Source organism: Streptomyces sp. NPDC102258 (assembly GCF_055584685.1).
In genome coordinates this window covers 300,693-313,691 of the sequence record NZ_JBVJLO010000001.1, presented here as the reverse complement: position 1 = coordinate 313,691, position 12,999 = coordinate 300,693, and the positions used below count along the sequence as shown (strand labels likewise).

13 protein-coding genes are annotated in these 12,999 nt (G+C 74.1%); 3 read left to right on the top strand and 10 right to left on the bottom strand.

Annotated features, from left to right (window positions below; translation table 11 throughout):
* Nucleotides 1–4: 4 nt before the first annotated feature.
* The 3 genes from ACZ6ZT_RS01460 to ACZ6ZT_RS01450 are packed head-to-tail and all read right to left on the bottom strand — an operon-like array spanning nt 5 to nt 3,565.
* Nucleotides 5–640: a histidine phosphatase family protein gene (locus ACZ6ZT_RS01460; RefSeq protein WP_469714482.1), complete on the bottom strand. Its 636-nt coding sequence runs from the start codon at nt 638–640 to the stop codon at nt 5–7.
* Between the two features lie 51 nt (nt 641–691).
* Complete coding sequence (gene asnB / locus ACZ6ZT_RS01455; protein ID WP_469714481.1) at nt 692–2,446, bottom strand: asparagine synthase (glutamine-hydrolyzing); 1,755 nt, start codon at nt 2,444–2,446, stop codon at nt 692–694.
* Nucleotides 2,447–2,455: 9 nt separating this feature from the next.
* Nucleotides 2,456–3,565 (bottom strand): hypothetical protein, encoded by a 1,110-nt coding sequence (locus ACZ6ZT_RS01450; protein ID WP_469714479.1) that lies wholly within the window; start codon nt 3,563–3,565, stop codon nt 2,456–2,458.
* 188 nt (nt 3,566–3,753) lie between these two features.
* On the opposite strand from ACZ6ZT_RS01450, the gene ACZ6ZT_RS01445 reads away from it, so the two are divergent.
* A complete protein-coding gene (locus tag ACZ6ZT_RS01445) occupies nt 3,754–4,251 on the top strand; it encodes an NUDIX domain-containing protein (protein WP_469714478.1) in 498 nt (165 codons plus the stop codon).
* Nucleotides 4,252–4,264: 13 nt separating this feature from the next.
* Here ACZ6ZT_RS01445 and ACZ6ZT_RS01440 read toward each other — a convergent pair whose 3' ends face one another.
* Both ACZ6ZT_RS01440 and ACZ6ZT_RS01435 read right to left on the bottom strand, forming a co-directional pair.
* Nucleotides 4,265–5,296, bottom strand: a complete 1,032-nt coding sequence (locus ACZ6ZT_RS01440; RefSeq protein ID WP_469714476.1) for a hypothetical protein — start codon at nt 5,294–5,296, stop codon at nt 4,265–4,267.
* Nucleotides 5,297–5,424: 128 nt separating this feature from the next.
* Nucleotides 5,425–6,162, bottom strand: coding sequence for an SDR family NAD(P)-dependent oxidoreductase (locus ACZ6ZT_RS01435; RefSeq protein WP_469714474.1), 738 nt, complete (start codon nt 6,160–6,162; stop codon nt 5,425–5,427).
* Nucleotides 6,163–6,342: 180 nt separating this feature from the next.
* On the opposite strand from ACZ6ZT_RS01435, the gene ACZ6ZT_RS01430 reads away from it, so the two are divergent.
* Both ACZ6ZT_RS01430 and ACZ6ZT_RS01425 read left to right on the top strand, forming a co-directional pair.
* The gene (locus tag ACZ6ZT_RS01430; protein WP_469714473.1) at nt 6,343–6,930 is read left to right on the top strand and encodes a P-loop NTPase family protein; all 588 of its coding nucleotides are present in this window, start codon (nt 6,343–6,345) and stop codon (nt 6,928–6,930) included.
* The gene (locus tag ACZ6ZT_RS01425) at nt 6,927–7,946 is read left to right on the top strand and encodes an aminoglycoside phosphotransferase family protein (RefSeq protein WP_469714472.1); all 1,020 of its coding nucleotides are present in this window, start codon (nt 6,927–6,929) and stop codon (nt 7,944–7,946) included. The genes ACZ6ZT_RS01430 and ACZ6ZT_RS01425 overlap by 4 nt, the downstream gene beginning before the upstream one ends.
* Before the next feature lie 6 nt (nt 7,947–7,952).
* Here the strand turns inward: ACZ6ZT_RS01425 and ACZ6ZT_RS01420 are convergent, their stop codons facing one another.
* The 5 genes from ACZ6ZT_RS01420 to ACZ6ZT_RS01400 form a co-directional block, all read right to left on the bottom strand.
* Nucleotides 7,953–9,095 carry a phosphoenolpyruvate carboxykinase (ATP) gene (locus ACZ6ZT_RS01420; RefSeq protein WP_469714470.1) on the bottom strand — a complete coding sequence of 381 codons (1,143 nt, stop codon included), beginning with the start codon at nt 9,093–9,095 and terminating at the stop codon, nt 7,953–7,955.
* Between the two features lie 73 nt (nt 9,096–9,168).
* Entirely contained in the window at nt 9,169–9,978 is an 810-nt protein-coding gene (locus tag ACZ6ZT_RS01415; RefSeq protein WP_469714469.1) for a histidinol-phosphatase, read from the bottom strand.
* A gap of 4 nt (nt 9,979–9,982) precedes the next feature.
* Complete coding sequence (locus tag ACZ6ZT_RS01410) at nt 9,983–10,771, bottom strand: SDR family NAD(P)-dependent oxidoreductase (protein WP_469714467.1); 789 nt, start codon at nt 10,769–10,771, stop codon at nt 9,983–9,985.
* Entirely contained in the window at nt 10,768–11,784 is a 1,017-nt protein-coding gene (locus ACZ6ZT_RS01405; protein WP_469714465.1) for a hypothetical protein, read from the bottom strand. Before ACZ6ZT_RS01405 ends, ACZ6ZT_RS01410 begins: the two co-directional genes overlap by 4 nt.
* On the bottom strand, nt 11,781–12,971 hold the full coding sequence (locus tag ACZ6ZT_RS01400; RefSeq protein WP_469714462.1) for a methionine adenosyltransferase: 1,191 nt from the start codon (nt 12,969–12,971) through the stop codon (nt 11,781–11,783). The genes ACZ6ZT_RS01405 and ACZ6ZT_RS01400 overlap by 4 nt, the downstream gene beginning before the upstream one ends.
* Nucleotides 12,972–12,999 lie beyond the last annotated feature (28 nt).

Below are 12,999 nucleotides of genomic sequence, written 5' to 3'. Positions count from 1 at the left end.
GTGATCAGGCCGGGGCGTCGAGGTGGCTGGTGTCACCGAGGCGGACGACCTGGCGGTTGTGGAAGAAGTCGTCCTCGCGCAGCGTGGTGATGCTGCCCGAGGGCGCGCGGAAGTTGACGTAGCCGAGGGCTTCGGCGGGCATGCCGATCCAGGCGGCCACCACGAAGGTCAGCGCGTAGCCGTGGGTCACGACGATCTGGTGTTCGCGGGGGTGGTCCAAGAGTTCGTCCATGACCGCGTACACCCGGCGGGCGAAAGCGGCCTTGGTCTCCGCTCCCGGGACGCCCTCCTCGTGCTCCATCCGGTCGCCGACGGCGGGCGGCGGCAGGAACCGCTCGTCCAGCCAGCTCTGCTCGCGTCCCTCGGCCTCGCCGTAGGACTTCTCCCGCAGCCGCTCGTCCAGGACCGGCTTCACGTCGAAGACGGCGCCCACCTCCTCGGCGGTGCGCCGGGTCCGCAGCAGGTCCGAGGAGATCAGCTCCACCTCGGCCCCCTCGGGGACGGCGGCGCGCAGCGCCCGGGCGATGGCGGCCGCCTCGCGCAGGCCGGTGGGGGTGAGGTCGGAGTCGTGCCATCCCCCGACCAGCCCCTCGACGTGGTGGGTGGCCTCCGGGTGGGTGACGACGTGGATGGTGCGCACGGGGGTGCCTTTCCGGTGTGGGGTCCGCGCCCGGCCGGCGGGCGCGGCGGGTTACGGGAGGGACAGTTCGAGGACCATCAGACCCCACAGCAGGCGGGCGTGGTCGCGTCCCCGGCCGTGTTCGGTGAGGACGGTCCTGACGGCCGCCGCGTCGAGGAAGCCGGACGCGCACAGGCGCGGCTTCGACAGGGTGGCGACGGCGAAGTCCCACAGGGCGGTGCCGGGAGCCATGAAGGCGCGGACGGGGAAGGTGAACGGCTGCTTCTGGCGGGTTCGTACGGCTTCCGGGACCAGCGGCGCGCCCGCGTCCCACAGGATCCGCTTGCGGTGGGGGCCGTCCACCTTCCACGCGTCGCGGGTGCGCCGCGCGAAGCGGGTGACGGCCGGCTGGCAGTAGGGCACCCGGCCCTCGACGGCGTGCGCCATGGAGAGGTGGTCGAGTTTGCGCAGGTTGAGGCCGGGCAGTTTATGCAGCCGGTCGAAGGCGAGCATCTGTTCCAGCCGTGACGGCGCCGGCCGGCTCAGCAACTTCAGGGACCGCTCCCGGCTGCTGCCCTCCGCGTCGAGCAGCGCCCGGTACTCGCGGGTGTACAGGCTGCGGTACTCGGCCTCGGGAACCAGCGAGAGCCGGTCGAGGTAGCGCGGCCGCCAGTCGCCGTCGGCGGCGGCGAGGGCGGTGCTGTAGCGGCGGTAGCCGCCGAACTGCTCGTCGGCGCCGTCGCCGACGAAGCAGACCCGCAGTCCCCGGTCGGCGATCCGCCGGAAGAGGACGTACGCGCTGAGGGCGTGCGGGGTGGCGTTGGGCGCGCCGAGCGCGCGCACCATCCCGGGGATCAGCGAGGGGAGTTCGGCTTCGCGGATCTCGACGACTTCGAGCGGGACCCGGGCGTGGGCGGCGGCCTGGTGGGCGTACTGCTCCTCGTCCGAGTCGTGCCGTCCCTCGTGGGTGACGTGGAAGCCGGTGACGTCGGGACGCAGCCGGCCGAGGAGGGTGGCGAGGACGGCGGAGTCGAGGCCGCCGGATATCTGGACGGCGACCGGGGCGTCCTGGAGGGTCATCCGGGCGACCTCGTCGGCCAGCAGGGCGGTCAGCCGGCCGGGGGTGTGCTCCTCGTCGGCGTCGTCCGTGGTGGGGGCGGTGTCGGTGTCGGTCGGCACCGCCCGTTCGGTGCCGTGGCCGTCGTGGACGAGGAGTTCGCCGGGGCGCAGCGAGGACACCCCGGCGTACCAGGAGGAACCGTCGGGCAGGCACTGCCAGTTCATGTAGTGGTCGACGGCGAACGCGTCGACGGCCGGGGGGTGTGCGAGGAGCGGGGCTAGTCCGGCGAGTTCGGAGGAGAAGGCGATGCCCCGGTCGCCGGCCGCGTAGTAGAGGCTCTTGACGGCGAGCGGGTCGCACCAGAGTTTGAGCCGGGGCGGGCCGGTGCGCCGGTCCACGAGGGCGATGGCGTACATGCCTTCGAGGCGGTGCACGAAGGCGTCGCCGTGGAGTTCGTAGTAGGGGACGAGGACGGAGCCGTCGGAGTCCCCCTCGACGTGGACGCCGTGGCGGGCGAGTTCCTCGCGGATGGCGCGGAAGTTGTAGATCTCCCCGTTGAAGACGGCGTGGACGGTGCCGTCGGCGTTGGCGAAGGGCTGGCGGCCGTGGCCGGGGTCCTGGATGGAGAGGCGGTTGCAGCCGAGGCCCCACCGCTCGCCGCGGGCGTGGCGCTGCTGGTCGGGGCCGCCCGGGAGCTGGGCGTCCCGGGCGGCGTCGAGCACGTCCGCGGCGGGGTCGTAGCCGAAGTAGCCGTAGATGCGGCACACGGGGGCTCCTCAGCGGGACCGGTTGTTCTCGCCGGCGGGCGCCGTACGGGCGGCGGCCCACTGGCGCAGCGGGAGTCCGTGGGCGGCTTCGGCCCGCTTCTCCAGGGCGGCGAGCAGCTCGCGCAGCGGGGGCACGTCGTCGGTGGCCTCGCGGGCACGGAAGGCGTATTCGTTGGAGATCTCCGCGTTCCAGCTCATCGTGCGGTGGAGTTCGCCGCTCAGCAGGGAGAGGAACTCCTCGCGTCCCACGAAGGCTTCGGCGCCGTCGCGGGCTCGGCGGATCTCGGCGAAGGCGAGGTCGATGAGGTCGAGCCATTCCAGGACGGTGTCGCCGACGGCGTCCGGGGTGGCCGGGCCCAGGGTGCTGAGGCGGCGGTAGCGGTCGCCGAGCGCGGTGAGGGGTGCGGGGAGCCGGGTGAGGAACCGGGGCAGGTACTTGGGGTTGCGGTTGGTGTTGCCGTAGACGTGGGTGAGGCCGCGGAAGGTGTCGACCCCCAGCTTGCGGGCGGCCGTCAGGGCGCAGGCGTGGTCGCCCTGGGCCCACATGCCGGCCAGGTCGCGGAAGTCGGGGTAGCTGCCGACGGCGGTGCGGAAGGCGGTGTAGCAGACCTCGCCGGGGCGCAGGGCGGCCGTGATCTCCTCGTACGCGGCCGGGTTCGTCAGCGGGACGCCGTACGTCAGGCGGGACAGCAGCCGGAAGTCGACGGCGGAGGCGGCGAAGCTGGAGGACTTGCGGGCGCGTCCGCGCATGTGGGCGTACAGCTGGGCGTGCGCGTCGAGCATGGCGGTGATCTCGGGCGCGGTCCAGTATTCGACGTCGACGCCGAGCAGGCTGTGCGGGAGGTAGTCGAAGCTGGCCTTCACCCGGTCGCCGCTGGTGTAGTACCGCATGTGGCGCTCGCGCGGGAAGGTGTCCCGGTGGAACCGCCCGTCCTGCTCGGGGGCGATGACGGAGAAGTCGAAGTCCGACGAGGGGGTGCCCGAGCCGTCGACGAGCGAGCCCGAGAGCATCAGGACGTCCCCGTCGGCGAGGTGGATCTTCTCCAGCACCTCCGCCTCGTCGAAGTCGTCCATGCCGTGGACGGTGGAGAGGTGCGTACGGAAGGAAGGCAGGACCACGGGTCCCCTCTCGGTGGTGGTCGGGGTGGCGGGGGCCGGGCGCGGCGGGCGCGGTGGGCGCGGCGGCCGGTCCGGCTCAACGTAGAAGAAGGGTCAGCGGGGGATCAAGGCCGCGATTCCGGCCGCCGCGTGCGGGAAGCGTGTCCGGATATGGCTCTTGTGTCGGTATCCGTGCGTACGGTGGCCCGATGACCGAGGTGAATCTCCGGCGATCGGTGCGCGCGCTCGTCCTCGACGGCGCCGACCGCCTGCTGCTGTGCCGGTTCGTGCTCCCGGGCCCCGCCGGGACGTTCGTGGTGTGGGCCGCCCCCGGGGGTGGTGTGGAGCCGGGCGAGAGCCCGCTGGGGGCGCTGCGGCGGGAGCTGGACGAGGAGGTGGGCCTCACGGTCACCGGTGAGCCGCCGCACGTGTGGCACCAGGAGATCCTCGATCCCGGGATGAGCCGCAGGTACGACGGCGTCGCCAACGACTACTTCCTCGTCCGCACCGCTCCGTTCACCCCGCGCGGGCGGCTCGACGACGCGGCCCTCGCCGCCGAGAACATGCACGGCCTGCGCTGGTGGCCGCTGCGGGAGGTGGCGGAGTACGAGGGCCCGGACCTGTTCTCGCCGCGCGATCTGGCGACCCCGCTGACGGCGCTGGTCCGCGACGGGGTTCCGGAGCGGCCCGTACGGCTCGGGCCGTGAGGGGGCCGGGGCGTCAGGGGGCCGGGATCCGGGCGTGCAGGTGCTCGGCGAGCCGGTCGACCTGGCGGCGCACGTCCCGGAACTCGTAGCGGAAGCGGAAGGTCGGCAGGGCGGTGAGGGCGCCGCGGGTGCGGCGCAGCCGTTCGGGGTCGGGCTCGTGGCCGAAGATGTTGAGGTGCTTGTTGGGCAGTCCGAGGACGTGCCGGTCGAGCAGCGTGCCGCGCTCGGCGGCCGCCACGGGGGCGAGTTCGGCTTCCGCGGGGTCGTCGGCCAGGCTCAGGTGGACGATGGCGTCGACGCGGGCGGACCGGCCGATGCCGCTGCCCAGCAGCTCCGCGTACTCCCAGGGGTAGATCAGGGCCGTCCCGTGCCGTTCGACGCCGGAGTCGCGCAGGCTGAGCAGGGTGTCGTTGGCGGGGTGGGTGAGGGAGGCGCGGACGGCCCGGGCGCGTTCCTCGCCGAACAGCAGGTCGAGGGTGTCGAGCCGGACGGAGACGGACCGGGGCCAGCCCGCGCCGGTGACGACGCCGTCCCGGTCCGCGGTCAGGCTGACGTCGTCGTTGCAGACCATGACGCCCGCCCCGCCGAGCACGGCGGCCATGACGAACGAGGTCTTCCCGGCCCGGCTCCCGCCGACCACGGCGACCCCCAGGCCGCCGAGCCGGACCAGGCCCGCGTGCAGGAACAGGACGCCCTGCCGGCTCGCCGCGCTGCGGTGGATCGCCCGCGTGGCGCGCAGCAGGGACTGGGTGACCCACGACTCGCCGCGCGGGGCGAGGTGGTACAGCTCCTTGCGCGGATGGTCGACGGCGTAGTCGACGGCGGTCTCGCCCTGCGCGGCGACCGATTCCGTGACGGCGTCCCCGGGGGGCGCCGCATCCGCGATGGTGCGCCAGACGCCCGGCTCCCGGGGGCCGGGTTCGAGGGTCAGATAGGGGGCGGCGAGGCGGTGGATGTGCTCGGCGACGGGGCGCGAGCAGCTGAGGCCGGTGCGTGCGAAGGGGGATCGGACGACGTAGTGGTGCGTGGTGCCGAGTGCGGTCATGTGCGTGCATCACCCCGAGGTATGGGTCCGCGCCCGAAGGGGCAGCGTGTGGCGGCGAACCGCGCCGGGTCGTTGCGTCCCCCCGGTACGGCCGGTTCGGCCGGGTGATATGTCCGGTGCGAGCGAGCCTAGGTCGGCCGGTCGCCGCGTGACAAGGGCGCCTCGGCCGGCTCGTCGCCCACCCAGGGGCCGCGCGTGTCCCACCCCAGCTCCCGCGGACCCCGGAAGAAGCGGCCGTTGGACTGCTCGGCGGGCGCGTCCAGCAGCCGTACCAGGTCGGCGGCGGCCGGGGCGGGGTCGTGCGGAGCGGACGGCGTGCCCATGCCCGTACGGATCCAGCCCGGGCAGTAGGAGAACGCCGACAGGTCCCCGCCGGCCGCCGCGAAGTGCCGGGACACCGCGAGGACCAGGGAGTTGGCCGCCAGCTTCGAGGAACGGTAGGCGAAGGAGGCCCCGTCGGCGTCCTGGAGCCGCCCCATGCCGGAGGACACGCAGACGATCCGCCCCGACCCCCGCCCCAGCATGAGCGGCGCGTACCGCAGGACCAGGCGGGCCGCGGCGAAGACGTTGACCTCGAAGGTGTCCCGCAGGTCCGCGTCGGAGAGTGCGAAGAGGTCCCCGTAGCCCCGGCGGGGATCGTCCAGGTACACGCCCGCGTTGTTGACCAGCACGTCGACGTCCTCGGCGGCGAACAGGTCCTCGGGGAGCGGCTCGCGCAGGTCAACCGGCCGGTAGTCGTCGAGCGCGCCGTGCCCCCCGGAGGCCGCCAGGCCCACCCCGAGCACGCGGTGGCCGGCGGCCTTGAGCGCGTGGCACAGGTGCGCGCCCAGGCCGCGGGAGACACCGGTGACGAGCGCGGTCGGCATACGGGCGACAGTAGCGGCGGCGCCGCGCGCTGTCTGCCGTCGCAATCCGGCCGCCGACGGCGGCGGGCGCCCACCGGCCCCTAGGATCGGAAGCGGACGGTCCCGCCGGCCGGGTCGGCGGCGGGGCGCAGCGGCCCGGCGCGCCGAGGTGCGCCGGTGCACGACGAGGGGAGACCGTACATGCGCCGGCGTCGCCTGCTGGTCACCGGGCCAAGCGGAACGGGGACCACGACCCTGGGCCGGTCCCTGGCCTCGCGGTGGGCCGTACCGCACGCGGACGTCGACGACTACCTGTGGCTGCCGACCTCCCCGCCCTACACGCACAAACGCCCGGTCGGGGAGCGGCTCGCGCTGATGGAGTCGCTGTTCCTGCCGCGCGACGCGTGGGTCCTGTCGGGCTCGTTGCGGGGGTGGGGCGACGGCGTCATCGCGGGGGTCGACGCGATCGTGTACCTGTCCCTGGAAGGGGAGCGCCGGATGGACCGGCTGATGCGCCGCGAGGTGGTCCGGTACGGGGACACCATCGCGCGCGGCGGCCGGCTGGAGGCGGCGCACCGGGACTTCCTGGACTGGGCGCGGGGCTGGGACGAGAGCACGGTCACCAGCCGGAGCCGGGACGTGGACGACCGCTGGCTGGCGCAGCGGCACTGCCCGGTGCTGCGGCTGGACAGCGCGCAGCCGGTGGCCCGGATGGCGGCGGCGGTGGACGAGTGGTTCGACGCCAAGCCGGACCCGGACGGGGACGGGCCGGACGGCGGCGCGGCGTGAGCACACCGGCCGGCGACGGCGGGGCGCGGCCCGGGGAGGCGCGTGAAGGGGCCGTCGTCGCGCGGGTCGTGGCGGCCATCGCGGCCGGGCGCGCCGAGGCCCTGGAGGGCCGGGGTGTCAACGCCTCGTACCGGGTCGTCGAGGGCGGCCGGGAGCTGTCGGTGAAGGTGCACTGCCCGGAGCGTTCCTCGGCCGTCGAGCTGCGGCGCGTCGCGGCCGTGGACGCGGCGCTGCGGGGCTGCGCCTGGTACCCGCCGGTGCTCGGCCTGGGGCTGCGGCCGGGCGGGCGGCCGCGCCTGGTGGTGATCCGGCCGTTCGTACCGGGGGCGCCCTCCGAGGACGCGCGGGAGCACGCCGTCGCCCTGGCCGGGATCCTCGCCGAACTGGCGGGGCGCGCGGCCGGGTTCGCCGTCGCGGAGGACACCGTAGGGGACTACGCGTCCGCCTGGCTGGCCGACGGGGAGCGGGAACGGGCTCTCTCGGCGCCCTTCCTGACGGGCCGGTGGGCTTCCCTGGCGGGGATCGCGGAGGCCCGCCTGAGCGAACTCACGCCAGGTGCGGCCCGGTTGACCCGTACCGATGCCGTGGTGGTCCACCACGGCGATCTGCACGGCCGGAACTTGATCCGCGACCACGGCAACCGCCGCCCGCCGACCGTCATCGACTGGGACGAGACCGGCTTCTCGCGGCGGCCCGCCGACGCCGCCAAGGCGCTGTGGCTCACCTGCCGCGCCGGCCGCGGCGACTTCGTCCTGGACCCGGCCGCCGTCCGGCTGTTCCTGGGGCACCTGCGCACGGGGCTCGGCCTGCCGTACTCCGGCGCGGCGGACCTGGCCCGGCTGGGGGCGCTCTGGTTCCTCCCGCGTGCGGGGCACCTGCGGCTGCTCGGCGAGCGCGGCCCGGAGCTCGTGCCCTGGTACCTGGACTGGGTCGGGCGGTTCTGGGCGCGTTTCCCCGGCAACCTGGAGCTGGTCGCGGAGGTGGCGGCGGCGGCCGGGCGCCGCCGCCCCCGGTAGACGGCGTCACGCCCGCGTGGCGGCCTTGAACCCCTCCGCCAGCCGTGCCACGTCGCCGGCCCCGCCCACGGTGCAGCGCAGCACGGGCAGCTTCCCGAGGTGCTCCAGGAAGGCGTCGAGGGACGGGGGCGGGCCGGGCCGCCGGACGGGGACCTCCAGCCAGTCCTCGCCGTAGAGGTTGTCGTCGAGGGAGAAGCAGTTGCGCCCGATCACCTCGGCCGTGTACGGCGGGCTCGCCGCTTCGAGGGAGTAGCCCGCCGTGAGGTCGACGCGGGGCAGGATGACCCCGGCGAGCGGGGCGTCCGGCACGACCTCCACACCGAGGAAGCGGTGCACCTCCCGGGAGCTCAGCTTCAGCTTCTCCTCGCCCTGGAAGCGGTCCCAGTCGGAGTCCGGCGGCGGGAACCCGGCCCGTACGGACCACTCCCCGAAACCGGTGACGCCCATGACGTCGAGGGAGCCCTTGTTGATGGCGAGGGGCAGGGGGCAGGCCGTCACGTGGTAGGTGTCCGCCCGCCGGTCCAGGTGCATGCGGTCGTTGCCCATCCAGCCGGCCGAGGGCAGGAGGCGGGCCAGCGCGACGGCCGTCGTGGACTTCCCGGCCCCGGAGTCGCCGATGACCAGGTACGCGCCGCCTTCGTGGACGAACGCCGAGGAGTGCAGCACGAGGGAGCCCTCGGCCTTGGCGATGCGCGTGGCCGCGTCACGGATGATCCTGGTCAGCCACCGGTCGCCCAGGGTGGAGCGGGGGCGCACGATCGTGACGCGGCCCTCGGTGCGGATCAGCGCGGCCGTCTCGTCGGAGTTCACGTCGCGCAGCGTGAAGACCGTGTGGGTGTCGGCGGTGTAGCGGGGCAGCCGGTAGTGGCGGGTGAGTTCGTACTCGCCCGGGACGGCCGACCCGGCCGCGTCCCGCAGCAGGGCCTCGATGGCGGCGGGGTCGCGGGCGAGGTCGACGATGGTGAGGTCGGGGTCGCTCTCGTGGGCGGAGCCGACCACACCGAGCATGCCCGGGGGGTCGAAGGTCTCCGAGACCAGGCCGTCGGCGCCGGGCGAGTCGGTGACGATCTTCAGGGGCTGGCCGCGGACCCGCAGGAAGCGGGTGGTCGCGGCGGCGGGGTCGTGGGTGGCGAGGTCGAGGACGTGCATACGGGCTCCAGCGGGTCGGTCGGGACGGGTCAGAGCGGGGTCGGTCAGGCGAGGCCGGTCAGAGCAGGGCCCGTCAGAGCAGGGGCAGCGTCCGGGGGACCCCGCGGCGGAACACCGTCCAGGTGCGGAAGCCGATGCCGCGCAGCACCTCCACGGCCTCCTCGTACTGGTCGGCGACGCGTTCGGGGACGTGCGCGTCGGAGCCGAAGGTGATCGGGACGCCGAAGTGGTGGGCCCGTTCGAGGACTTCGGGCTCGGGGTACCAGCCCCCGCACTTCTTGGTGACGCCGGAGGTGTTGAGTTCCATGACGACCCCGGAGTCCCGGAACGCGCGGAGCATCTCGTCGGTGGCGGCGGGGGCCGGGACGGCGCCGAGGACGGGGTGGTTGCCCTTGAGGGCGTCCACGTGTCCCATGACGTGGAAGATCCCGGCCCGCGCCGACGCGGCGACCTGCTGGAAGAACCGGGCCTTGACGGCGGGCAGTTCGGCTTCGCCGACCGTCTCCCACCGGGTGGTGTCGAAGATGTCACGGCCCTCGAACATGTGGACGGAGCCGATGACGTAGTCCAGCGGGAGGCCCTCGAAAGCCGTGCGGTAGGGCGCGGTCGCGCCCGGCAGGTAGTCGGCCTCGGCGGAGACGAGCAGTTCGATGCGGCCCGCGAACTCCTCCTTGAGGGCCACGGCTTCGGCGATGTAGGCGGGGAACTCCGATTTGGGCATGGCCACGCGCGGCAGGGCCTGGTCCTCCTCGGAGGCGAACATCGGCGCGTGGTCGGACAGGCCGAGGACCTGGACGCCCCGGTCGAGGGCCGCTTCGACGTAGTCCCGCAGCGATCCGGTCGCGTGCCCGCACCGGTCGTGCTGGGTGTGGAGATCGATCACCGTGTCACACCGCCAGATATCCGCCGTCGACCGCGAGGTCGGTGCCCGTGATGAAGCTCGCTTCCGCGGAGAGCAGGAAGACGATGGGTGCCGCGACCTCCGCCGGATCGGCGAAGCGCCGCAGCAGGAACTTGCCGCCGTGCTCGGGGGCGGCCTCGGCCGCCGCCCGGTCCAGGCCGAGGGCCTCGCGGTGGTAGCGCTCGTTGTTGGCGTTCCACACGGTCCCCGGGCTCACCGAGTTGACCCGGATCCCGCGCGGGGCCAGGTCCTGGGCGGCGCAACGGGTGAAGCCGAGGACGGCCGCCTTGCCGGTGTTGTAGGTGAGGTAGCCGCTCTGCGCGATGTGCGCCGAGATCGACGCCATGTTCACGATGGCGGCGTCGGCGGCCCGCTCGGGCAGCCCGGCGACGAACGCGCGGGTGACCAGGGAGAGTCCGACGATGGTGGGGTCGAGGGCGGCGTGCCATTCCTCGGGGGTGGCCTCCAGTCCCTTGAAGACGAAGCCCGCGGCGAGGTTCACCAGCAGCGTGGGCGGGGGCCAGCCGTCGGGAAGGGCGTCGAAGGCCGCCCGCACGGCGGCCGGGTCGCTGACGTCACCCACCGCGAGGTGGACCTCGTAGCCCTGTTTCCGCCAGGCTTCGACGGCGTCGTGGCCGTGCTCCTCGCTCTTGTCGTAGACGACGACGCGGCAGCCCTCGGCGCACAGCCGGCCGGTGACCGCCGCGCCGATGCCCTGGGCGCCGCCGGTGACCAGGGCGGTACGTCCGCCGAGCCCGCGTACGGGTGCGCTCACGCCCGTTCTCCTTTCTCGGTGAGGGCGGTGGCCCAGCGCCGGACCAGGTCGAGGACCTCGTCGCGGCGCAGGCCCTCGGTGGCTCCGTGCGGGGCCAGCGTTCCGCCGGAGCCGTCGGCCAGGCCGGGGTCTGCGGCCAGGTGCCGCACGGCCGCGTCGGGGACGCCGCCGCGGGCCAGGGACCGGCCGAGCGGGGTGCTGTCGAGGCCCCGCCCGTCGGCGGCGGCGAAGTACCGCCAGGCCTGGAACATCCCCTCCAGGTGGCCGGCCGACAGGTGGACGCCGTTGCGGCCTTCGGAGAGGGGGATGCCGTGCCGGCGGCCGACGCGGTCGGCGAGGGCGCCGCGCAGCGAAGCCGGGTCCGCGGCGGCCGGGTGGAGGGCGCCGAGGAGGTGTTCGCGCAGGTCGGCGACCTCCCGGGAGCTGTGGCATTCGAACAGGCCGACCAGGGCCGTGGGGTCGGCGTAGCCGCCGGCCAGGGCGGGCAGGAAGCCGTTCAGTACGGTGACGGGCCGTCCGTGCAGTTCGGTCACCGAGGCGTACGAGCCGGAGCCGAGCTTGTGGATGCCCGCCTTGCGGCAGCGTTCCTCCAGGGCCAGGGGGGTCAGGTCCGGGTCGCGGGTCATCGCGTCCAGGGCGCCGAGGGTCTCCCGGGCGCCGGTGGCCGCCGTGAGCGCGGCCAGTTCGCGCCGGGCGCCGGTGGTCAGGGCGGGGGCCCCGTCGGCGGCGATCCGGTGCAGCCGGGGGTAGTGCAGGTGCAGGTGGCCCCGGACGGCGAAGTCCGCGGCCGGGGTGAGGGCGCAGCGCAGGACCGTGACCCCGCCCGCGCCGAGGACCCGTACGGTCTCCTCAAGCGCCTCGGCGGCGGCCCCGGGGGTGAGCACCTCGGGTTTGACGAGGACGGTGAAGTGGGTGCCGGTGGCGGGGACGGGGCGGGGCGCGGGCCCGGTGTCCTGACGGGTCCCGGTGGTGTGGGCGGCGGCCACGAGGGCCCGGACGGCGCCGCCGGTCACCACAGGGTGATGCCCGTCTCGACGAACTCGGCGGTGAGGTCCCCGGTGGCCGCGACGGCCTTGCCGACCAGCGCGGCGACGGTGTCCTCGTCGGCGCGGGGGCTGGTCACGACGACCTCGTCGGGGTGTTCCAGCGGGGCCTCCTTGGAGGTGAAGACGTGGACCTGCGCCGGGCCGCCGAACTCCTCGTGCACCTGTCGGGCGAGGCGGGCGGCGAGCACGTTGTAGATCTTGCCGGTGTGGTCCAGCGGGTTCTTGCCCGCCGGGGCCTCGATGCTCATCGGGCGCATGGGGGTGATGAGCCCGTTGACCCGGTTGCCCCGGCCGACGACGCCCACGTCGCCGGTGTCGGCGACGGAGCCGAGGGCCGTCAGGTAGGGGCGTCCGTTGCGGTCGGTGGCGTTCATCAGCATCCGGAAGTCCCCGATGCCCAGGCGGCCGACGGCCGTCTCCAGCTCCGCCTGGATGACGGCCTTGCGGGCCAGGTAGTGCTCCATCGACTCGATGTGGGCTGCCAGTAAGGGCATGTTGACGACCAGGCTGAACGCCTCCCCGCGACGGCTGCCGAACACCTTGACGTCCCAGCCGCTGTCGGGGTGGCGTTGCTTGAACGCGGCCCCGTTGACCAGGCGTTCCAGGCTCAGTACGGCGTTCTCCAGGCGGGAGAACGGGGCGTAGCCGTGCAGCAGGTTGGTGTCGTTGGAGACCAGCCCGGGGGCGCGCAGCGGGACGAGGTCGGCCGGGGAGGCCGGCTGGTAGCGCGAGACGCCCCGGCCCGAGCCCTGGTGGTCGACGACCCCGGATTCCACGCGCAGGTGGCGGTCGGGGTCGAAGCCGGTGGTGACCTCCGCGAGCACGTCGGCGGCGGCGCGGAACATCAGCTCCGGTACGGGGATCTCGGCGGAGCCGACCCGGAAGGCCGCCTTGCCGAAGTACCGCACCCGGTAGGGGGAGGTGAGTTCGCCCCGCCCGTAGTCGATGTCGGCTCCGCCGCCGTACAGCGTCACCTTGTCGAACCAGTGGTGGGCTATCCCCCCGAACTCCTTGAGGCAGTGCAGGGAGTAGTAGCGCGACATGCGCTCCGCGATGGCGTCGCACATGGTGTCGGGGTGTCCGACGCCCTTGCGTTCGACGAGTTCGTAGGGGAGGTCTTCGACCGACAGGGCGTCGCGTTGGATCGACAGCATGGACCGTCCTTCAGCTGGGGGGCGGCGG

Bases quoted from the DNA above. Each gene is read 5' to 3' on its own strand.
- ACZ6ZT_RS01445 (WP_469714478.1), top strand. From the start codon at position 3,754: ATGACCGAGGTGAATCTCCGGCGATCGGTGCGCGCGCTCGTCCTCGAC.
- ACZ6ZT_RS01440 (WP_469714476.1), bottom strand. From the start codon at position 5,296: ATGACCGCACTCGGCACCACGCACCACTACGTCGTCCGATCCCCCTTC.
- ACZ6ZT_RS01435 (WP_469714474.1), bottom strand. From the start codon at position 6,162: ATGCCGACCGCGCTCGTCACCGGTGTCTCCCGCGGCCTGGGCGCGCAC.
- ACZ6ZT_RS01430 (WP_469714473.1), top strand. From the start codon at position 6,343: ATGCGCCGGCGTCGCCTGCTGGTCACCGGGCCAAGCGGAACGGGGACC.
- ACZ6ZT_RS01420 (WP_469714470.1), bottom strand. From the start codon at position 9,095: ATGCACGTCCTCGACCTCGCCACCCACGACCCCGCCGCCGCGACCACC.
- ACZ6ZT_RS01400 (WP_469714462.1), bottom strand. From the start codon at position 12,971: ATGCTGTCGATCCAACGCGACGCCCTGTCGGTCGAAGACCTCCCCTAC.